Genomic DNA, 21,376 nt, shown 5'->3' on the forward strand with positions numbered 1-21,376 from the left:
TTGAAAATCTGGCAGAATATTCTGACTCAAATTCTTTCCAGGGTATTAAATCAGCCATGATCACCCAACGATTATCTGATGATAACTTTCCCTCAAATGGCAGTTCAAAACTTTCTGGTGGAATTGGAGTTGATTCTGATTCTCGGTACATAGTAACTTCAGATACAGCGTGTTGAAACTGACCACTGTGATGCAAGGATTTTGGGCTATTTTACCTTCTTTCCTTGCACCTGAATATACTTCTATGGTCTTTTCTTCTACAGACTGTCACCTTTTCTTTCTTTTTCAGCAAGCCCTAATTAACAGGACATGATATTAGAAGTAATCACGGAGTCTGGCTTGCATCAGGGCAGAGCGTTAGGGCGAATAAGTGGTGTAAATTTGAGAAAACGTTTAGCAACCAAAAATCAGAAACTAGATACATTAGGGAAATAATTTATGGTAAAAGAAGAGCCATAAATTACTGAGAAATAACTACTGACCCAGAAACCATCCCGGAGAATTCTACTTCATTTGTTATAACGAATCTTCAAGGAAATCTCAAAAAAACTTTAGGCGATTTATATGGATTAAGAACCTGAGTAGAATATGGGTTTCGACAATGTAAACAGGAACTCGGCTGGACAGATTATCGCTTAACAAATTTTCAACATATAGAGAAGTGATGGGAAATTATTTTTTGTGTTTACACAATGATTAGTTTAAATTACCTAGCCTTGTTAGCCTTAAATCAATCTTTTCAGATTGAAACTGAGGTGACAGGTACTAGTTGTGCTAATTGTGTAGATTTTTCTCATCATCAACAATGGAATCATGATTCGGGATGGAAGAATACTCTTAATAATCTTCATTTAATTGTCCAACCTCTTTTACTATCTTGGCTGATTTATCCTTGGTTAGATATTTTCCCAAATTCTCATTTATTGCTAGTATTTAATCATCTAATTTGTGCCATGAACCAGTTTAAACCGTTTTTTGCTTCTGGATGATCTCACTTATTTACTACTTGCTTATCTCGGAGAGTGACAGAAGAGGGGTATGTAGCTCAATTACATTAGCCACGGTTGGTAGTTTAAGGTGTAATGTAAGTCGGGCGATCGCTTCTTGATGAATCGGGCTGGATTACCAGCTACCACAGTATATGGTTCTATATCCTTTGTCACTACTGAACCGGCTCCGACTACAGCTCCTTCACCAATTTTCACTCCTGGTAAGATAATTGCACGATAGGCAATCCAACAACGATCGCCAATGATCACATCTCCGCCCTTGTCTGCAAATTTTGATGATTGCGGATCGTGTCCCAGTGTTAAAATTGAAGCTTCAGGGCCAATGGAGACATCACAGCCAATCCGAATCTGGTAATGGCGACCATCAAATAAACAGCCGAAATTAATTATGTTGCGATCGCCCAAATAAATTTTTCTGCCATTGAGAAACTGACATCTCATTTGTACAGAACTACCTTTTCCCACCTCTGCTAAATAGGTTTTCAGATAAGACATTCTCAAATTACAAAATGGACATTTTGTAAGTACGTGATTGTAGAAATGACTGAGAATACTACCCACAATCAGCTTATTTTGCATAATCTTAATATTGATAAGTTTAAATTACTATATAAAAAAGATGTTGAAATAAATATCATATTTAAAAGCCATTTCTAAAAATTATAGCTAAGTTAGTAGTTATAAAATTATATAGATTTAAAAATTATAAAAATAGTTCCAAGAACGCTCTGTATTAGCAATTTTTTGTAAAATTAGCAAATTACAAAAATGATTAGGCCAATCATACCAATATGATTTACCCTTGATAAAAGCTACTGCTGTGTATTTAACTTTACTAGCTATACTAGGCTGTAGATAGCTAGTTGTGAAAAAATTATAATTATATGATTTTTTGATTAATCGAAAAATCTTTTTTACTGAAGGTAATAACAAATCATGAAAAACTAAAAATCCACCTATTTTTAGAAGATGATCGGCATAAAAAAAATCGACAAATTTATAATCAAAAGTATGCATACCATCAATAAAGATGAAATCAAACTTTTCTGGTAAGCTGAAAAGCTTGGGAGCTTCTAAGTGCGCTGGTCCTTCACATAAAGTAAAATTAGATAGTAAATTATATTCTCTTAAAAGTGATAAAGCAACACCTTCATGTTCTAAAAATTGATAAGGATCAATTCCATAGTGGGAACCATTATTGTGTACAATAGCTTGTGTAATTGCTAAAGTACTAATACCGTGAGCTACACCAGTCTCAAAACTATTTTTGCAATTATATTTCAAAATAATTGCTGCTAAAGTACGGGCTTCCATTCGACTAATACCGCCTTGGATACAGCGCCTATTTTTGTCTATCTCCCCAACCCAACCACGATCTATGACTTTATCTGTAAATAGTTCAAAAGTTTCAGGGAGTTGACAATTAAACACTTTTAATAACATAGTTTTTCCCTTTAAGCTGTGATTAAATTAAGCTTTAATATCTAGACCAGTATTTATCACAAGTGGTGCGTAGCTTGCCGCCGTAGGTATCGCTATTACCAAACCTTTATCAAGCTTAGGATTTGAGCATTTTAGACACTGTACGAATTACAACAGTATGTGAACGTCGTATTTTATTTCAAGTTTAAGTAGCATAAACGTTTTCGGCTAATAGTTTAAACCTTTGTGAAAAATATCGGTAGAGAACTAACTAATAAATTGGCGTTCAATGCCCAAGAATTATCCTTAAAATACTTTTCCAATTTGGGAACTGGGGGACTTTCTAACCACCTTGTGATACCATTTTTTATTGCATCAATATCATCTGGTTCAACCCAAATTCCTAAATCATACTTCTGAATTACAGAGCGTAAAGAACTTTCACCAGATGAAGCAAGACAAGTTTGACGATAATTAATAGCAGTATTCAAAACAGCACTGGCAGAATGAAAAATACTACTGTAAGTCAATATAGTAATATCACTAGCTGCAAAAAAGTTCCCAATTTCTGTATCTGCAATAAATCGTATTTCCCACCGACACCGTTCTGCAACTCCTAATATTTTGGCTAACTCTTGATAAAAAGCTATAGGTCGTTGCGCTAATGACTGTTCTTTGCCTGCTACAATTAAATATAAATTGGGAAAATTAACCATTGCCCGAATCACGAGATCGAGATTTTTGTTATCCCTTATATGTCCAAAAGCTAGCATAACTTTGGCATCAAGCGGCAGGTCAAGACTGACTCGCATTTGTTGGCGTGACTTATTTGCATCAGCAAAGCGATATATTCCCTGAGGAATCACAGTTGTTTGTAATTGAGGCATGAGTCGAACTGTATCTAGGTTAATAGATTCATGCACAAAGGCTTGAGAAAGAAACGAATAACCACAAGCAATAGACCAACGATGCCACCAAAGAGGGCCGACAACAAAATCACGCACAGGATCGTGTACGATCGCAGCAAAAACAACCCCTCTTTTTACCAAATGCCTCAAGCGACCAGACCATAGAGGTGCTAAATATTCTACATAAGAACCAAGTACAACATATTGAAAATTATGTTCTTCAATAAAATTAGCTAATTGAGTAAAATTATTCAGAATTACGACACTAGAATAAATGGTTTTTAAAAGTTTATGAGGTAGTGGTTGAGTCAAAGCTATTTCCTGCAAGATGGGAACAACTTTATATTTCTCTCTCCTACCAGTTCTGTATTTAGAAGTACTCAGTAAAATAACATCTACTCCCAAATCAACTAAAGCATTGGCTTGTTCATGGGCATAATCAGCGATACCACCGTAGCTAGCTGGCGAGTAGTAGAGAAGTTTCATCAGACAACCGTTTTGAATTTTAAACTACGAAGTCTGTGTCTGCATTCCTGACAATGCTGCAATCCGGACAAAAATCCTTCCCAATAGCCGACTACACCCCAAAATTTAATTAGGTATTCAAACACCAAAATCTGCAACCATATATCTGAGTTTTCATATGTGTTGTTCAAACACCATATAGTTGATGCTAATCGCCATAATCGTAGACTCATACTAAGTAGAAAACCAATCAGGAAAAGTGACCCAATCCAAATTGGCAAAGCAAAAATTAAACAGACTAAACCGATAAGTAGTAGTAAAGGCTCTACTAACAGCCTCCCACCTATCAGAAGTCCATAATCTAACCAAATACCTGCCTCTCCACTACCACGAAAGTTACGGCGAGCTTCTTTACAAAAAGATTTCAAGGTTACAGGACGCTCCCAGTAACAACGTGGGATGGGGGCAGAAGTCACACGATTTGTTGTTTGATGTAACAGGAGAGAAAATACCATGTCATCCCCTGCTAAAGTTAAATCTTCTGGATACCCTCCAATTTTCTCCCATAAAGACTTGCGATAGGCAATTGAGCGTGAAGAAGCATGAGAGGTGGGATTGGCAATAAATTTTAGTCCCTTAAGTAAGGTATGTTCAGACCTTGCCCAACTACTTTTTAGGTCTTGATGACGAACTTGCCAACTACCCATTACTGCTTCTAGTTGACTATCAGCAAATAAAGGTTTAGCTAAGTCTTCCAACCATTGGGGTTCCCAACTGCAACCAATGTCTGTAGAAACAATTATCTCGTGTTTTGCTTGGGCKATCGCTAAATTTCGACCGCGAGCTACATTACAGCCAATTTCTTGAATAACATTCAATGAATAAGGTCGATTGGGTTGGTAGTTTTGCAAGAATTCCCAAGTATCATCTTTTGACCCAGCATCTACAATAACAATTTCATCAGGTAGACAAGTCTGTACTTCCATTTGGTTAAAGAAAGCAGCACATCCTTCCCGGTCATTTAATACAGTAGTAACGAGTGTAAACATTAGTTTAATTGGCGACATACCTCTACCCATAGCTTCATATTCTCAGCCACATTTTTGAAATAATTTTTTAAGAAATCATCCCAGAGAAATCCTTCTTGCTTTGCTGACCATTCCTCAATTCGCTCTGCCAATTCAACTGTCGCATCACTATAGTTTTTAGAAGGAGACAATGGACTTTCTAGTAAAGGCAACATATCATCAATGACGACCATACCTGCCAACTCATTCCAAAGGTCTTCATAGAGGTTATGAGCAGAGCGGCGATGCTCAACAACGGGTGAGCCAACTTTGATCCTATGCCCCGCTGCTTGGGCACACTTTTGCACAAAGAAACCACTAAATATATCACCAAAACGATCTAGTTTCATTCCCCCAACTGGATGACCCATTTTGACATAATAGTAAGCTGGGATAGCATCTCGAATAATTCCAGTGTTTTGGGTATTAATGGGCATTAAAGTATTTGGAGCTAGTAAATAATCACTAGTAAATTTTTCTTTAGCAATACAGCGAGTTACCAATCTAGTTGCAGCATCAACATCTGGGTCGCCAGACCAAAGACCTGCATTAATAGCAACAATTCCCGTAGAAATTTCAGCATTAATTTGGGAACAGGCAAAATGACGACGTTGATAAGGAAAACCTCTGGCGTAAACTGTTTCTCCACTTCCTAAAGAAGGACAATCAACCTCCATCATGGAACATAAATTGAACCAGTTATTATGTCCTACTGCTGTCAATAGAGAAACTTCTTGACCAACCGCAGAATGTCCTACTAGAAAAGGCCAATCCTTTAGGGGATAATTATCGTCATCAATGGCAATAATCGGATTGCAGTGATCGCGATAAGCCATGAGAAACCCAACATTACGGCGATTGTCAGTCTTCCAAGGAATTTCAGTAGCAAGTTTCGCAAAAGGTTTGAGAAACTCTATTTGCTCCTCTGGGCCCAAATAATACCAAGGTAGCCCCTGCTTTGTGTACTTTTCCACTTGCTCTCGGCAACTGGCTGGCGTTGATAAATCGCCCACTAGGTAGAAATTGACTTTCTCTAGAACACCATTAGCGAGGAAGTGGTCATAATAGTCATTGATGAAGTCACCATCATAAATAGTGGTTACGACAATACCAAATCTCATAGAATCTTGCCTAAAAGATAGATGATTACCCTAGTTACTGTAAGTAGATAGCTTGAAAATATTCCTCATTAAGGAAATGCTCTCCTGACAACAATTTTTCCTTATAACCAAGGCTTGTTAAAAAGTCTCGAAATTCCTCTACACTAGTACCAAAATTAGGCAAAGCAAATCCATGAACTTCAATTAGTAAGTTTGGCTTCCATTCCTTAAGTAATTTTTCTGCACCACGCAATACTTCTAATTCTGCCCCTTCTACATCAATTTTGATTAACTGAATCGGTAAATCTATATCGTGCCAATAATCATCTAAACGGATATTTGCAACTTGCATATGCTTAAAGTTTCCCACTTTCGGAGCGAGAGAAGCCGTCACAGCTACTTCATTTACAGGAAGGTAAAATTGTAAAAATGGTTCAAATGAATTTGATACAGCTTTAGGAACAATTTTTACTTGCTGCTTAACACCAGTCAAAGCTATATTTTTTTGTAGTAACTTTAAGTTTGATGGAACGGGTTCAAAGGCAAATATATTACCTTGGGTGCCTAATAATTTGGCAGCATACAGTGTATGCAGTCCAAAATTTGCACCAATATCAATGAATGTATTACCTATACATAAGTATTTTTTTAACATCTCTTGAACTGCTAATTCAGACATTATATTCCAACGTCTCAAAGACTCGTCAAGGCAAATAGTATGTTCACCAATCTTAAATGAAACACCTTTAAACTGATAATGCAGTTTGAAAAGTAAATCCCTTACTGAGTTTGATATCATTGCTTTTGTTAATTTAAAAAATTAGAATTTTTTATCTTATAACCACCTACAGACTAACTATTTACAGGCTCATACCTTATATCCCAAATAAGTTAATACTGGTATTCAGTAGAATAGAAAGCTTAATAAGGATGTAAGTAAGTTGAGCTTGTTAGTCTACTATGCAAACCTATCTCAATAGGCCTATATAAATTGAGTATTCCATATATTTTTTCTGAGTGGAGAGTAATGAAAACGCTTTTTTTAGCTAGATTTTGAAAAATATCTGGAACATTATTTCCATTCCAGATCGCTTAACTCCTCGAAACGTCCTGCCATCGCTTGTCCTTCTCAATTCAGAAATAGGCTATCATATTTGGAGATTAGTGGGATAGGTTCTTACAACATTAGTACCACAGCGTCTAGGAGTTTCCTTCCCAGCAATTGCACACTAGATCAGCCCTAGTTTTTGCAACACAACCCTTTTCTGAGCATTACCAACTATACCTAATATATTCAACCGAGAAATTTTCAAGTTATCTAAAGCTACTTTTAGCATTGAGGAATCTGTTTTATGAATCCTGACTACTATCAAAAGCCCATCAGTGTGGGGTACTATCAAGCTAGCATCAGCTAATCCTACTAAGGGAGGGACATCATAAATCACTAGATCAAAACTATTATGAAAATCTGCCATTAGTTGCCTCATTTTTTGAGATGAGAGCAACTTTGTGGGATCGGGTGGTATTGGTCCAGCTGTGATTACAGATAATTGGTTCATAGAAGGTAGTTGTCGCATTACTTCTCCCACTGGCAAGTTTGTAGAAATTAAATTACTTAATCCCCATAAATTATTTAAATTTGATAAATCATGAATTGTGGGTTTACGAAGATTAGCATCTACAAGTAGGACTCGTTGCCCCATTGCTGTAGCTATTTGAGCTAGATGGAGGGCAACTGTAGATTTACCATCACCAGGCATAGCTGAACTAATAACTATAGAGCGAATTGGGCAATCAGAAGTGAGTAGTTGAATATTAGTATAAAGTACCCGTATAGCTTCTAAAAATTTAGTAGAAGAGTCGCCATATTCTCGATCTGGTAAAATACCCAACTCAGCAATTTTTTGAGAAAAATAATTCGGTATATTTACTAAGGGAATATTTTGATTATAAGTGCGGTTTTGCTTAGTTTTAACTTGCTTTTTAAAAGGAATATTTCCTAACAATGGCTGCTTGAGTTTTGTTTTCAGCTCATCAGCAGTATGGTAAGTATTATCTAACTTTTCTATCAGTAAAACCGTACCAATTCCTGAAAGGATACTTGCAACTAATCCTAAGATAAAATTGCGTTGGTTATTAGAGGAAGAAAGAGGAATCTCTGGCGTAGTTGGTGCTTGAAGTAATTGCCAACCAAGCTCAGATTGAGATATTTGAATTTGGAGATTTTCACGTGTTAATAAAAACCGATTTAAACTCTCATTTGCAAATTGTAATTTACGCTGTAATTCGGTGTACTGTCGTGTTAAAATTGGCAGTTGATTGCGTCGTTGTGCAAGTTTCTGTTCTATTACAGTGAGTTCTTGGCTTTGTACTTCTAAGATCTGAAGTTGTATCGCTATTTCTGCAAACTTTACACTCAATAAGCGCTGTGTCTCTTGACCTAATAAAGGTAAAAGACTATCTCGTTTCTCTTTCAATGTTTGGATAGTTGGGTTATTTTCCTGTAGACGAGTTGATTCTGTAGCAATCTGAACATCAAATTCGCGTATTTGATTAATCAATTGTTGATATAAAGGAGTACTATTTAACGTTGTCATTGCTCCATTTTTTTCTTTTAGGATAGCCGAATTAGCACGAGCTTGAGCTAACTGTATGTCAATTGCTTGTCTTTTTTGAGATAATTCAATAGTTTCTGAAGTAATTTGTGTCCCTTGGGTTTCGGGGTCATTAAAATTATATCTTTGTCGAAAAACTTGCAACTCTTTTTGAAATTGATCTACTCGATTCTGTCTTAATGGTAGTTGTTTTTCAACAAACTGAAGCCCTTGACGTAACTTAGTTTGTCTCCTGACCTGGCTGTAATCTAAGTAATTTCCAGCAATTCGTTCTAGTACAACTTGAGTTTGCTTTTGATTGGCACTTTGGTAGCTAACTTGTATTATCTTCGTCTCACCTAAGCGAGTAATATTTAGAGATTTCAAAAAAGAATAATAGTTAATATCTGGATAGGAAGGCTGTAACAGTTTAAGAGTACTTCTTAACAGTTCAGGACTTTTAAGAATCTGGATTTGGCTTTCATAATCTAAACTTGATATCTGTGAGTTACTGTCTTTGACAACATCCACAGGCTTAGTGTCATCATTTACAGGTTCTACTAAGAGTTGAAAACTGCCTTTATACTGTGGGGGTTTACAATTGAGCACCAAGTTAATTACCACGATTGTCATCATAGCAAGCGTTACACTTGCCATGACTCGCGCTCGTCGCTGTAAAAGACTTAAAAATTCTTGAAAGTTTCTGTCATCTCCTTGTTCGGTTATTTCAGAAACAAGTTGATTTTGAGGAAATGGAGGTACAGAATTATTACTATTATCAGAACTGAAGGATTGAGAAGAATTTTCCATAATGTACTCGGTATTCAATAATACACTGGGCAAGATTAAATAGAAAGGGTTGTAAAAGCCTCAGTAAGGTAGTTTCTTTAAGCAATAACCAAGTCTAGATAAAATATTAATTCGATAAACTTATGATTTAATTTTCATATTTATTCTTTAATACAGAGTTGATAATCTTATATATAACGAGATTGACATAATAAAACTAAACTATCCTAAAATTTTCATTTTAACAATAAATATTAATGCCGATTTATTTACTTAGCTACTTGTTAAGTGATAAAACGTGAATTTAGTAAAGATTTAAATATATTTGATAAATATAAAGTTTTTATAAATTACTTGATTTCTTCTTGAAATATCATATCGTAACAATCAAATTTTATATCTGACTACAGATAGATTATGACTTATAAAAATTTGATTGTTAATCCTCAGTAGAATTATTAAAGAAGCGAAGATTAGAACTAATGCTAGGAGTATTAAATGAGCCTCACTTATTTTAATAGTTGATAAGACTGAAGACCCAAAACAAGGTCGTACTACAGGCTATATGAAACGGCAGTATATTAGTAACTTAAGCAAAATTGAGAATGGTATAGTAGCAGTAACAGCTTAGAGGCTATTTATAAAGTAAATTTAAAAACGAGAATCAAGGAGTTATAGAAACGATAAAATATATTATTATACACAGTCTATTTACATAGTTGTTCATAGCATGAAAGTTTTATTACACAGATTTAACTGATATGTAGTGGGATCTGTACGGCTTTGATGGTGGCAAGAAGGTAAAAGGTCGAAAGCGGCAGAATCTGGTTGATAGCTTAGGACTGTTATTGAAAGTCATTGTCAGTGAAGCGAATGCTCCACAATGAGTACTAGCTACTTACGCTTGAATGGAACTGTTAGAGGATGTCTGAAAAGTTTTAGATAGGTAATTTTAATCACGCAAGTTACTTTAACATTAAGCGAATCATTGCAACGTAAATAAAAGCCTCTGTCGTTTCAGGTAAAATCTCATAGTCTTTACTAGTCTGCGAGACCAATTGAACCAACCAAAAGTTCTTTCAACCAACCACCGTTTAGGAAGAACAACAAAACCCTTCTGTTCTTCAGAGCGTGTAACAACGCTCCACAGCCAGCGATAAACATCCATCACCCAGTGCGTAAAATCTTGACCGCGATAGCCACCATCAACCCAAATCCGAATTAATCTCCCGATGCGATGGCGTATTTGATGAAGCTTTGATAGAGCTTGTTTTGCGCCCGGTTGCTCACTTACCGAAGCGGCTGTGATTACCACAACAATAACCAAGCCCAAGGTATCAATGATTRTGTGCCGCTTACGTCCTTTAATTTTCTTACCTGCATCGAAGCCGACATCTTTTGAGACCATCGTTCCTGTTTCAACTGTTTGGCTATCCATAATCATCTCAGATGGCGATGGTTCCCGATTTTGGCTTACACGTACCCACAAGCGCAAYCGCTCGTGAATTGCCTGCCATGTTCCATCTTTTCGCCATTGTCGAAAGTAATGGTATACAGTTTTCCACTTGGGAAAATCATTTGGTAGCATTCGCCATGCACAACCCGCACACAAGATGTACAAGATTGCGTTAACGATCGCCTCCATATCGACACTACGTTTTCGACCTCCAGTTTTTGGCGCAGGAATCAGTCCTGATAGCAGTTCCCACTGCTCCGAAGTCATATTACTTGGGTACGATGGATTCATGGCTCTCGTAACGCTGTCATACTTAAGTATTTTTTCTACTGACAGGATACCGTTACGTGGGCTTTCTTACTTTTCAGACATCCTCTTTTGGCTGATGATCCAAGCTCACGTTGAAGTCATACGGCGTACCGAACAAGAATTTCAGATTTTGCCCAAACGCGCTTGTTGTCGAAAGAAGATTTGGTTGGTTTAACCAGTACCATTGTCTCTCTATGGATTATGAACGTCTACCACCAAATGAGTGAAGCGGCTATATATACTGTCATGACTTGGATCTATGTTACGTCGTCTTGTTGTTTAAAGATTTACTTTATAAATGGTCTCCTAGTATAATTCTGAAACCTAATTTATTGATTGAACTTGGCTGTAATATAAACATTTATTTAGTCAGTCAATTGAATAAAAATTAATATTTTGGTTTATTTAAGCAAGTATTTAAATAAACCAAAATCTTTATTTTCCTAACAAGGACACAGCCTATGAGACTTAATAAATGGATTAATCAAAGTTTTTTGCAATCCATTTCTAGTCAGTTAAATACAAAGAATAAATCTACTATAAAAACTCAAAAATCAATTAAATTGTCTGTAGTTACGCAATTTTTTCCCCCGGATTATGCAGCAACAGGGCAGTTGCTCGAAGAACTAGTCAAACAGTTAGGGAAGCGAGGGGTAGATATTGAAGTATTTACAAGTCAGCCAGGATATGCATTTAGATCTCATACGGCCTCAGCAGTTGAATGGGCTGACCAAATCCGAATTCAGCGATCGCGTACTGCCCAACTTTGGCCGGGAAGGATTCGTGGAAAAGCGGTTAATGGCGTTCTATATACATTACGCGCTACGCTCTATCTGCTCAAAGCTTGGCGTTACAAGAATATATTACTAGTAACTACTGCTCCCCCATTTTTGCCAATTATCGGATATCTAGGTTATTTATTGTTTCGATTGCCCTATGTATGCGTATTATATGACTTATATCCTGATATAGCGATCGCACTAGGCGTAATTTCAAAAGGTAATTGGTTAGTGCGCTTGTGGCGTGGGATTAACAAACAGGTTTGGTTAAAAGCCAAGGGAATTATAGTACTTAGCCCCGCGATGAAACAACACGTAGTAGTGCATTGTCAGGAAGTAGCTAAGAAAATTTCTATAATTCACAGTTGGGCTAACCCAGAAGAGATCGTACCGATTGCCAAGCGAGAAAACTGGTTTGCTTGGAAATATAGCCTAGTTCACAAATTTACCGTACTCTATTCTGGCAATATGGGGCGCTGTCACGATATTGACACTATATTGGAAGCTGCAAAGCAACTGCAAGATGAGTCAATTAAGTTTGTCTGTATTGGTGGTGGTACCAAACGCGATGAATTAATCACCCGAGTAAATCGGTTAGGGCTAAACAATTTTACGTTTCTACCTTATCAAGAAAAGCAGGTGTTACCTTATTCCTTAACAGCTTGCGATCTATCACTAGTGAGTGTAGATGCAACTACAGAGGGTTTAATTGTTCCTAGCAAACTATATTCAGCTTTAGCCTCTGGGCGACCAATAGCAGTAATTTGCTCCGAGACTTCATATCTTAAAGAAATGATAGCCTCAGCCAACTGTGGTGGGACATTCAACAATGGAGATGGTCAAGGTCTAGCGCAATTTATTCGCTTTCTGAATCGAGATCCCCAAATAGGAGAGCAGATGGGCAAAGCTGGTCGTCAGTATTTGCGATCGCATTTCACACCTAAAGTTATTTCTCAACAGTACTTAAGTGTTTTAGAGAAGGCCTTATTCTCTGATGAGGTAAAAACTATACCTCAAAGCGATATAAAGTAAGCAGGTCAGGATTAATTGAATATTTTTGCTGGATTTTTTAGGAGTTGGGCTTCGATGGTCTTATAGATCTCAGTCCCTTCAACGTAGCCTTCCTTGCTCGTAGTTTTTGTTTATATTAGGAGGTGAAATTGCACAGAAGGTGTGACCAAAATCGGAAACGTTCCAAACGACGCGCTATTTATTGCCATATTGATAGTTGTTATATCCATAGCGTCAGTCAAAAGTATAAAATGTTTGCTGACCAAGCAGGTCAATTACAGCAACGAGGGATGAGTCGGCGGAATGCGTTGATGTTAGTAGCAACTCAAACCGCAGTACCTATAGAAGGTGAATGGTTAGAAGCTTTTTGGTCTGAAGAGTGTCAGCAAACAACTTGGTATCACATTCGCAAGTGTGGCGATCGTAGTTATGAAATTTTGGTAGCACCACAAGAACTATGGGAGCAAGTTACCGGAGTGATTGATTCTCTGGGGAACCCTTCTGTTGGAGAGTTTACGCGTAAGAGCGCTAAACAGGTTGGTTATCAAGGTCTTAAAGGTTGCCAGTTTGTAAGTTAAGTATTATTAGTACCATTTTGTTAAACATATTAATCTTCAATCAAGAACTATGAGTTGTCCAAAAATTGTCTCCCAACAGGAGTTAGTGATTGAAGCTGGACATACAGACCAGCAATATTGGAAAGATATATGGCGCTATAGAGAATTATTTTATTTTCTTGCTTGGCGTGACATTTTGGTGCGGTATAATCAAACTGTGATCGGTATTGCTTGGGCACTGGTTTGTCCGTTTTTAACAGGTTTTCTAGCTTCGCCTACCTCTAATTAATTGTTTAGTTCCTCCATGTTTGCCGCGAATGATAGCTGGCATTTCAAAAGGAATATCTAAAATTTGTAACCAACGAATTACTGGAACACAAAAAAACTTTCTATCTAAATACAATCGCTCAATTCTTAAGTTTCAAGGCTCAATCATTGCTAAAAGATACGTGATAATTGCAACTAAAGTGTTTTCTTGTTGAACAGCTTTAATAGCTAAGGTAAGTCGCTTATCCTTTTTAATTACATAGACAGTAGGATAAGCATAAAAAGAGTAAGTACTATTTTTTGCTTGACTTCTGTAAATATAGGGTGCTTCTAATGCTGATGGTCCACCATAATAAGGAATTAATATTCATCATTATAATGCTAATTTCCAAAGCTAAATCATTACTATGCATCACTACCCATCCATCAACACTTACTTCTTCAAGAGAATATATTATTCGATTCTTGCTTGAGTTATGAGCTTTACTCTAATTCTAAAAAACTCCTATGACAGAATTACAAAAACTAGAATTTCCAAAGCATATTTTATCTCTAAATCTCCGAAGCCTTAATGCCTTACGTGGCTTTTTAGCTATTTATGTATTAGCTGGACATTGTCGTTGGCTTCTTTGGATAGGCAATAGTGGATGGTCTCAATATCCCCACTCTTGGTATGCAGAAATTTTGGTTTCTGCTTCTGCAAGCTTACGATATGGGCATGAAGCTGTAATAATTTTCTTTGTTCTCAGCGGTCTTTTTATTCATTTAAGGGTGTCTAAGGAGTTAGCTCAAAGCAAAACTTTTCAGTTAAATGTCATAAACTTCTTCCGTCGTCGCTGCCACCGCTTAGTACCTCCTTACATTCTTGCTCTTGCTTTAACAACTATTTTAGATTTAGTGGGTCGTTTTTTATATCCCACACTTTACACTTCCTTAACTGGCGATCTTTTACTCGATCAAAACTTTCTTAAAAAAGAATTTTCTGTAACTTCTATCCTTCCTGCACTATTCATGTTACCTAGTAGCATGGGAAAAGACTTTGGCAGTAATGGCCCTCTTTGGTCTCTGGCTTATGAAGTTATCTACTATCTACTTTATCCTTTGTGGTTGAAGCTTCGTTATTTAGGAGCATTGGCTGCTTATGGTGCAGGAGTAGTTGTTGCAGTTTTAGGACAATTATTATTCATACCAAGTTTTGCTACTCAAGTTTTAATTCATTATCCAATATGGTTAAGTGGTGCATTAATAGCAGAAATTGGATCTCAAAAAAAGTTAATTTTTACAAAAAAATATATTTGGATTAACAGCTTATTGTTAATAGTCGCTTTTATCACTACACATTTCACTCTAGCATCACTATTACTGATTTTGGTTTATGCTGTACTAGGTTCTACTTTAGTTCTATTAATAATAAGTTTACCATTATCAATTTGTAAACATCCTTTTCATAAATATTTTGAGATTCTAGGCATAGAATCTTATACTATTTATATTTGTCATTTCCCTATTATTACATTTATTAGTGCATGGGCTTTTAAAGTTTTAGATGGTCGTCCAGTATATGGATTCTTAGCCCTTGGGGGAGGATTATTCACTTTATTGGTTTGCCATATTTTGTTCTTAGGATGTGAACGTCATTTTCTGCACTCCAGATTGAAGATAAATGGCTAACTCTTGAGGGGATAATTATTTAAAAAATAATATTTTATATATAGTAAAAGCTTTAGTAATTATAACTTTAAAAGATAATAAAACTTATAGACTAAACGACTTTTCACTCAGTCTCTATTAGCCAGTCCCTTGCTATATGATTAAAAAACTTTCATCTTGGATTTGTTACCAACTGGGAGCGCGTGAGCATTATGCCATTCCCCGATCCCTACATAAGGCTGGACAATTAGCCCACTTTATTACAGACACATGGCTTCCGCCTCATTCTATACTAAATAGACTACCTAAACCTTTGTTAGTTAATCTACGAGAAAGATTCCATGCAGATTTAGCCCCAGCGTCTGTTCACGCCTTTAATAGTTCGTTGATTCACTTTGAAATAGCTCAAAAAATTCAAAAAAAGACTGGATGGGAACAAATCGTTGCCCACAATGATTGGTTCCAAGAAAATGCAACTCAGTTATTATACAAGCTTGACGCCCAACTCTCTAGTCTCAATTCTCCTCCTACCTTTTTTGCCTACAGTTACGCCGCTTTAAAACTGTTCCGCTATGCCAAGGCTAAAGGTTGGCGCACTATCCTTGGTCAAATCGATCCAGGGCCATTCGAGGAAAAGTTGGTTATGGCAGAACACGCCAGACATCCTACTTATCAATCGAACTGGCAACCAGCACCATCTTACTATTGGACTAGATGGCAAGAAGAATGTTCATTGGCTGACACAATTGTAGTTAACTCGCTCTGGTCGAGCGAAGCCTTACAGAAAGCAGGTATCCCTAAGTATAAAATTGATATTATTCCCCTTGCATATCAACCACCCAAACAAGCGGATAATTTTGTGCGAACTTACCCCACTGTTTTCTCAAATGAACGTCCTCTGAGGGTGCTGTTTTTGGGACAAGTGATTTTGCGAAAAGGTCTTGCAGCACTAATAGAAGCTGCTGAACTTCTCAGAGATCGGCCTATAGAATTTTGGCTAGTTGGTTCTCAAGGCATTTCTATATCCCAGCCATCTCACGATAAACTACAGTGGATTGGTTCAGTTTCTAGAAGTAGTACAGCTATCTACTATCAGCAGGCAGATGTTTTGCTGTTTCCCACCCTTTCTGATGGTTTTGGACTTACCCAGTTAGAAGCGCAAGCTTGGAAAATGCCAATTATTACTTCCAGATTTTGTGGTGAGGTAATAAAAAATCAAGTTAACGGATTGATTTTACCCGAAGTGAGTGGGCAAGCGATCGCCCAAGCTCTCAAGTTTTGCTTGAATAATCCTTGGCAATTAAAAGCCTTCGCCAAACAATCCACTGATACTTCTTGTTTTAGCCTGTCACAATTGCAGCAATCTCTTTTAGCTCTACCTTATGCCGTTGTTTGAATTTCCCGATTTAGCTTTCATCCAAATTGGACTGATCGTTTTTAGTGGGATTTGGATGTTGTGGCGAAATGACGAACTGCCGTTATTGATTGGCGGTTTCTTATTTTACATTAGCTCCTACCGATATTGGGCAGTCACTAGCGGCTTTGGTAAGTGGGTAAGTCTTGGTAAATTAGGTGGCTTTAATTCCATCACAACAGAAGCGGCTCTCATTGCCTTAAATTACATGGTTTTGGGAGAAATTTGCTTAATAGGAGCTTATATGTTCTGCCAAAAGCAATTTCTGCCAGTTATTAAACCTATTAGCGATCGCCCCTTTTTACAGTGGCTGTCTCCTAAAGTCATTAATTTTGGCTTAATTTGCCTACCTATAGTCTTGTACATTCGCGCTCAGGTAGGTGCACAACTAGCAGCAGGACAATCCTTAGCTTTTGATGTTAGTGGTTACTTATACTTGTTTCCAATGGTTTTAGTAGGGATTGCTACTTTAATCCTTTGTGTATGGAAATTTGGCGGGTTTTCGTCAATTCGCACTAAAATCATGGCTTTTTCTATTTTGGTGGGTGTGTCTTATTACACCTTTAGTCCTAACAGTCGCTTCCAGTTTTTAGGATGGATGCTCGCCAGTGCGATCGTTTTGTCGTCTTCCTATCGACCAAAAACTCGTTTGATTATTTTTACTATTATTGCTATCTTGGCTATTAGCATTTTTGCAGTGGCTGGTGCGATGCGAAACACAACATTAGCAGAAGATGCAGTCAATCAGGCAGCCTTGGAGCGGGCATTTAGTGCTGAAGATGCCAATATGCTTGATGGTTTTGTGATGATACAGCAAGTGTACCCCGAACGTTTAGACTTCTCTTGGGGTATGGAGCACTTAGAAATTTTGATGCGTCCTATTCCTAGAGCTTTGTGGCCGGAAAAGCCAGTCGGTGGTTATATGAATAAACTTAATATCACTATTAATCAAAGCAAAGGAACTCTCGGAATTTCACCATCATTATTAGGTTCATTTTATGCAGAGGGTGGAATTATAGGAATTATATTTTTTTCAATTGTTTATGGGAAAATATTTGCTTCTATAGTCCGATATACTACAAGAATTCATCCCTTTGCCAGTATTCTAGTTCGGGCAATTTTATGTGCTTGCTTAATACCCCTTTTACGTGGCGGAGACTTGCCTGGAATTTATGCTTGGTTTGGCATGGCTTTTTGGCCATGTTTTTTGCTTCTCTGGATAAAACAAAAATATTTTAGACCGAGTTATCTATTAACACGTCATTTTTATTTGAACAACTCAGTTTAAAAATTATAAACATTAATAGCTATGCATATAGTTGTAATTTTTTACAATATTGGAGGTTATCACGCAGCACGATTGCGTACTGTCTACACAGCCTGTCAGCAAAAAGGCTGGAAACTCAGCGTAATTCAAATTACAGATAATACTAAAGAACATCCTTGGGGTAATGTAGAGCAAGAAATTACATTTCCTCTAAAAACTTTGTTGCCAATAGCGACAACATCTTCCTTAACTCCTCGAACTCAAGAATCTACTGTTGCAGCATCTTTAATACCCTCTTGTTTAAATGCTCTAAAACCAGATATTCTTGCTATTCCTGGATGGGGATTTCCGATATCTCGTGCTGCACTTACCTGGTGTCAAAAACACAAGGTTCCTACCATTGTCATGAGTGAAAGTAAATGGGATGACGAAAAGCGCCAGTGGTGGAAAGAGCAGTTGAAATCTTGGCTTTACGTCAGAAAATATGATGCTGCCCTTGTGGGTGGTAAACTACATCGTGATTATCTGATTAAGTTAGGCTTGCCCCAGGAGCGGATTTTTCTCGGTTACGATGCAGTTGACAATGATTATTTCACTCAGCAAGCAGAGATAGCAAGACTCGATCCTGTTAAAGCTAGACACAGACAACCAAAAATTCCAGCTAAACCTTATTTTCTCGTTGTTACCCGTTTAATCAAACGTAAAAACCTATTTCGGCTTGTAGAAGCCTTTGCTACTTATCGCCAAAAAATTGGAGATGAACAAGCTTGGGATCTTGTAATTTGTGGTAGTGGAGAAGAAGAATTTTCGATCTGCAATCTAATTGTTGAGCAAAAATTATCAAATTGCGTTCATTTACCTGGTTTTATTACTTACCAAGCAATTGGAGATTGGTATGGCTTGGCAAATGCTTTTGTGCATCCTGCGTTGCAAGAGCAATGGGGCTTAGTGTTGAACGAAGCTTGTGCCGCTGGGTTGCCAGTTCTATGCAGCCATACTGTGGGAGCTGCATATGAACTTGTTGACAATGGCAAAAATGGTCTGTTATTCGATCCACAAAGTAGGGAAGATATGACTCGTGCTTTGTTAACTATCCATCAAATGGATTTAGACTCTAGAAGCAAAATGGGATACTTCAGCAAAAAGATTGTAGATAATTATGCTCCTCAAAACTTTGCTGATGGTCTTTTAAAAGCTGTTGATATAGGAATAATATTCAAATAAAATCCCAATTCAAAAATTTTATATTAATCAGGACTTACGCAACTGGTACAAATAGCGGACGGGGCTACACCCTGCCACACAACAATTTAATTAAACTAAGCACATAACGGGACTTAGACAAAAATTAAGCCCAAATGAAGCCTAAACTGACGATATTCCCAGCAAACACGTCACGATTCATGGTTAGCCGATCAAAAAATCGAAAAGATATAGCTGTTCTGAAGGCTTCTAAAGCTTCAGTAAATGTGTTTAAAGATTTGTTCGCTCACCTACGTCTTAAGCCTCCTGTTAGTTAATGCAAAAGAATAAAAGTATAGGCACAGAATACCAAAATCAAATGTTGTATTAAGCTCTTTTTATCTCGAACTTAGTATTCTTTTATTCGTTACACTGAGACTAATTGTGCTAGTTGCGTAAGTCCTGTTAATTTAGCTATGAAAATTTTATTTATTGCTCCTTATATCGGAGCAACTTATGGTGGAACATCGAAAATTGTCACAGAGCTAGTAAGAGGAATTGGTCATCTAGGTGTTAGTGTCGATCTGGTCACAACACATGCTAATGGTTCTAAAAATTTAGACGTACTACTGAATGAATGGATTAATGATAAAAACCATCGAGTGCAGTATTTTTATTCCTGGTATCAAGATGATTTTATAATTAGTCCATCTTTAATTAACTGGCTATTTAAGAATGTAAAGAATTATGATATAGTTCATAGTCAAACAGTTTTTGCTCCGATGATTTCAGTCGCTCACTCAATATGTAAATATTTCAAAATTCCTTACATTGTAACTCCTCATGGGATGTTAGAACCTTGGGCACTATCCTACAAAGCATGGAAAAAAAGAATTTACTATAATTTCTTTGAAAATCTAGCGATAAAAAATTCTAGCGCTATCCAAGCTACGTCTATTTTAGAACTAAAGAATATCAACTATCTCGAATTTAAAAATACTGTTTTTATTCCTAATGGAATTCATCGTCATGAATTTGAAACACTCCCAAATCCAAAGATTTTTTATCAGCAGTTTCCAGAGACTACAGGTAAAACTCTAATTTTGTTTCTTGGTCGTATCGACCCTAAAAAAGGTTTAGATCTATTAGCTCCTGCTTTTGCCAAAGTCCATGACCAGTTTCCTCACACACATCTAGTTGTAGCAGGTCCAGATAATATCGGATTTATCGACAAAGCTCAGAGCTACTTTTTGCAGGCAGGTTGTCTAAATGCTGTTACCTTTACTGGTATGGTGAGTGGAGCATTAAAATATGCTGCTTTAGCTGCTGCAAATTTGTATGTTGCTCCTTCTTATTCAGAAGGTTTCAGCATGTCCATCTTAGAAGGTATGGCTTCAGGATTACCCTGTATAATTACTCATGGTTGCAACTTCCCTGAAGCTGCCAAGGCTGAAGCTGCCCATATTGTTGAGATTAATGTCAACGCTATCGCTAATGCTTTGATTGAGTGCTTAAGTAATCCTCAGCAGGCGAAAGAAATGGGCGATCGCGCCTGTGAGTTCATTTTCCAAAACTATACCTGGGATCGTGCTGCTGACAAGTTGATTCAGGTTTATAAATCTGTGGTTAACAAAAAACCTTTGCCRGAATTTCTAGATATACTCAAGTGAAAAAATTTAGACTTGCTAAAGTATACCGTTTTATAGGATTACTATTTGATTTTTGAACAAAACTAAGAGAGAATACGGCTGGTAGAACAGGTGTAAGAGAAGACAATGATAAGTCAGCGTCTGCAAGCGATCGCACTCTCAGAGATAGTATCACGGCAAGAGGGGAGCAACGCGATTTGGTGAGGTTGGGCAAAAAAGGTGCGATCGCTAAAAATTATATTTAAGTACAAAGTGACTTTATTGTCCGTTGCTATACTGATTGATAGGACAATTTATCTTGATGAGATATCTCAAAAAGATTACTAGCAAGCTATTTAAGGATTTAAAAAAAAGAAGTAAAGCGACTAATGTTAATTACTTAGTCTTAATTATAGCAAATAATTAGTTAAAACTAAAATTAAGGTATAAAATTTATTAAGCAGATATAGGCTTGATGAACGAATTAAAGATAGAATTACA

General features: G+C 36.9%; 14 protein-coding genes and 8 pseudogenes. 12 read left to right on the plus strand and 10 right to left on the minus strand.

Annotation, left to right across the window (positions count from 1 at the left end):
- Nucleotides 1-151 (minus strand): annotated as a pseudogene (locus FCR06_RS30200) (IS5/IS1182 family transposase); the annotation flags it as partial.
- A 163-nt stretch (nucleotides 152-314) separates the two neighbouring features.
- Between FCR06_RS30200 and FCR06_RS30205 the strand changes: the two are divergent.
- Nucleotides 315-989: pseudogene (locus tag FCR06_RS30205) on the plus strand (transposase); the annotation flags it as partial.
- Between the two features lie 60 nt (nucleotides 990-1,049).
- On the opposite strand, the gene FCR06_RS30210 reads toward FCR06_RS30205, so the two are convergent.
- The 7 genes from FCR06_RS30210 to FCR06_RS30240 form a co-directional block, all read right to left on the minus strand.
- The gene (locus FCR06_RS30210; RefSeq protein WP_223280359.1) at nucleotides 1,050-1,505 is read right to left on the minus strand and encodes an acyltransferase; all 456 of its coding nucleotides are present in this window, start codon (nucleotides 1,503-1,505) and stop codon (nucleotides 1,050-1,052) included.
- Between the two features lie 201 nt (nucleotides 1,506-1,706).
- The gene (locus FCR06_RS30215) at nucleotides 1,707-2,453 is read right to left on the minus strand and encodes a class I SAM-dependent methyltransferase (RefSeq protein ID WP_138506392.1); all 747 of its coding nucleotides are present in this window, start codon (nucleotides 2,451-2,453) and stop codon (nucleotides 1,707-1,709) included.
- A gap of 215 nt (nucleotides 2,454-2,668) precedes the next feature.
- Nucleotides 2,669-3,826: a glycosyltransferase family 4 protein gene (locus tag FCR06_RS30220; protein WP_138506394.1), complete on the minus strand. Its 1,158-nt coding sequence runs from the start codon at nucleotides 3,824-3,826 to the stop codon at nucleotides 2,669-2,671.
- The gene (locus FCR06_RS30225) at nucleotides 3,826-4,854 is read right to left on the minus strand and encodes a glycosyltransferase (protein WP_189523634.1); all 1,029 of its coding nucleotides are present in this window, start codon (nucleotides 4,852-4,854) and stop codon (nucleotides 3,826-3,828) included. Before FCR06_RS30225 ends, FCR06_RS30220 begins: the two co-directional genes overlap by 1 nt.
- A complete protein-coding gene (locus tag FCR06_RS30230) occupies nucleotides 4,854-5,993 on the minus strand; it encodes a hypothetical protein (RefSeq protein WP_138506398.1) in 1,140 nt (379 codons plus the stop codon). Before FCR06_RS30230 ends, FCR06_RS30225 begins: the two co-directional genes overlap by 1 nt.
- Nucleotides 5,994-6,027: 34 nt before the next feature.
- Nucleotides 6,028-6,771, minus strand: coding sequence for an FkbM family methyltransferase (locus tag FCR06_RS30235; RefSeq protein WP_138506400.1), 744 nt, complete (start codon nucleotides 6,769-6,771; stop codon nucleotides 6,028-6,030).
- Nucleotides 6,772-7,201: 430 nt separating this feature from the next.
- The gene (locus tag FCR06_RS30240) at nucleotides 7,202-9,376 is read right to left on the minus strand and encodes a GumC family protein (protein ID WP_138506402.1); all 2,175 of its coding nucleotides are present in this window, start codon (nucleotides 9,374-9,376) and stop codon (nucleotides 7,202-7,204) included.
- A gap of 425 nt (nucleotides 9,377-9,801) precedes the next feature.
- Between FCR06_RS30240 and FCR06_RS30245 the strand changes: the two are divergent.
- Both FCR06_RS30245 and FCR06_RS30250 read left to right on the plus strand, forming a co-directional pair.
- Nucleotides 9,802-9,983, plus strand: a pseudogene (locus FCR06_RS30245) (transposase); the annotation flags it as partial.
- 142 nt (nucleotides 9,984-10,125) lie between these two features.
- A pseudogene (locus FCR06_RS30250) lies at nucleotides 10,126-10,239 on the plus strand (IS5/IS1182 family transposase); the annotation flags it as partial.
- An 81-nt stretch (nucleotides 10,240-10,320) separates the two neighbouring features.
- Here the strand turns inward: FCR06_RS30250 and FCR06_RS30255 are convergent.
- Nucleotides 10,321-11,102 (minus strand): annotated as a pseudogene (locus FCR06_RS30255) (IS5 family transposase).
- Nucleotides 11,103-11,190: 88 nt separating this feature from the next.
- Between FCR06_RS30255 and FCR06_RS30260 the strand changes: the two are divergent.
- The 8 genes and pseudogenes from FCR06_RS30260 to FCR06_RS30300 form a co-directional block, all read left to right on the plus strand.
- Nucleotides 11,191-11,403: pseudogene (locus FCR06_RS30260) on the plus strand (transposase); the annotation flags it as partial.
- A gap of 178 nt (nucleotides 11,404-11,581) precedes the next feature.
- Entirely contained in the window at nucleotides 11,582-12,931 is a 1,350-nt protein-coding gene (locus FCR06_RS30265) for a glycosyltransferase family 4 protein (protein ID WP_138506404.1), read from the plus strand.
- Nucleotides 12,932-13,059: 128 nt separating this feature from the next.
- Nucleotides 13,060-13,488 (plus strand): hypothetical protein, encoded by a 429-nt coding sequence (locus tag FCR06_RS30270; RefSeq protein WP_138506406.1) that lies wholly within the window; start codon nucleotides 13,060-13,062, stop codon nucleotides 13,486-13,488.
- Between the two features lie 49 nt (nucleotides 13,489-13,537).
- Nucleotides 13,538-13,726, plus strand: a pseudogene (locus FCR06_RS30275) (ABC transporter permease); the annotation flags it as partial.
- Between the two features lie 515 nt (nucleotides 13,727-14,241).
- On the plus strand, nucleotides 14,242-15,405 hold the full coding sequence (locus FCR06_RS30285) for an acyltransferase family protein (protein WP_138506408.1): 1,164 nt from the start codon (nucleotides 14,242-14,244) through the stop codon (nucleotides 15,403-15,405).
- 136 nt (nucleotides 15,406-15,541) lie between these two features.
- Nucleotides 15,542-16,780 carry a glycosyltransferase family 4 protein gene (locus tag FCR06_RS30290; RefSeq protein WP_138506410.1) on the plus strand — a complete coding sequence of 413 codons (1,239 nt, stop codon included), beginning with the start codon at nucleotides 15,542-15,544 and terminating at the stop codon, nucleotides 16,778-16,780.
- Nucleotides 16,767-18,086, plus strand: coding sequence for an oligosaccharide repeat unit polymerase (locus FCR06_RS30295; protein WP_138506412.1), 1,320 nt, complete (start codon nucleotides 16,767-16,769; stop codon nucleotides 18,084-18,086). Before FCR06_RS30290 ends, FCR06_RS30295 begins: the two co-directional genes overlap by 14 nt.
- Before the next feature lie 21 nt (nucleotides 18,087-18,107).
- Entirely contained in the window at nucleotides 18,108-19,289 is a 1,182-nt protein-coding gene (locus FCR06_RS30300; RefSeq protein WP_138506414.1) for a glycosyltransferase family 4 protein, read from the plus strand.
- Nucleotides 19,290-19,413: 124 nt separating this feature from the next.
- On the opposite strand, the pseudogene FCR06_RS30305 reads toward FCR06_RS30300, so the two are convergent.
- Nucleotides 19,414-19,656 (minus strand): annotated as a pseudogene (locus tag FCR06_RS30305) (IS701 family transposase); the annotation flags it as partial.
- A 67-nt stretch (nucleotides 19,657-19,723) separates the two neighbouring features.
- Here FCR06_RS30305 and FCR06_RS30310 point away from each other — a divergent pair.
- Nucleotides 19,724-20,917: a glycosyltransferase gene (locus tag FCR06_RS30310; protein ID WP_138506415.1), complete on the plus strand. Its 1,194-nt coding sequence runs from the start codon at nucleotides 19,724-19,726 to the stop codon at nucleotides 20,915-20,917.
- Nucleotides 20,918-21,376 lie beyond the last annotated feature (459 nt).

It is taken from the genome of Nostoc sp. PA-18-2419 (genome assembly GCF_005869855.1).
GTDB lineage: Bacteria > Cyanobacteriota > Cyanobacteriia > Cyanobacteriales > Nostocaceae > Nostoc.

Bases quoted from the DNA above. Each gene is read 5' to 3' on its own strand.
- FCR06_RS30295 (WP_138506412.1), top strand. From the start codon at position 16,767: ATGCCGTTGTTTGAATTTCCCGATTTAGCTTTCATCCAAATTGGACTG.
- FCR06_RS30265 (WP_138506404.1), top strand. From the start codon at position 11,582: ATGAGACTTAATAAATGGATTAATCAAAGTTTTTTGCAATCCATTTCT.
- FCR06_RS30235 (WP_138506400.1), bottom strand. From the start codon at position 6,771: ATGATATCAAACTCAGTAAGGGATTTACTTTTCAAACTGCATTATCAG.
- FCR06_RS30285 (WP_138506408.1), top strand. From the start codon at position 14,242: ATGACAGAATTACAAAAACTAGAATTTCCAAAGCATATTTTATCTCTA.
- FCR06_RS30240 (WP_138506402.1), bottom strand. From the start codon at position 9,376: ATGGAAAATTCTTCTCAATCCTTCAGTTCTGATAATAGTAATAATTCT.
- FCR06_RS30230 (WP_138506398.1), bottom strand. From the start codon at position 5,993: ATGAGATTTGGTATTGTCGTAACCACTATTTATGATGGTGACTTCATC.
- FCR06_RS30210 (WP_223280359.1), bottom strand. From the start codon at position 1,505: ATGTCTTATCTGAAAACCTATTTAGCAGAGGTGGGAAAAGGTAGTTCT.
- FCR06_RS30300 (WP_138506414.1), top strand. From the start codon at position 18,108: ATGCATATAGTTGTAATTTTTTACAATATTGGAGGTTATCACGCAGCA.
- FCR06_RS30215 (WP_138506392.1), bottom strand. From the start codon at position 2,453: ATGTTATTAAAAGTGTTTAATTGTCAACTCCCTGAAACTTTTGAACTA.
- FCR06_RS30290 (WP_138506410.1), top strand. From the start codon at position 15,542: ATGATTAAAAAACTTTCATCTTGGATTTGTTACCAACTGGGAGCGCGT.
- FCR06_RS30220 (WP_138506394.1), bottom strand. From the start codon at position 3,826: ATGAAACTTCTCTACTACTCGCCAGCTAGCTACGGTGGTATCGCTGAT.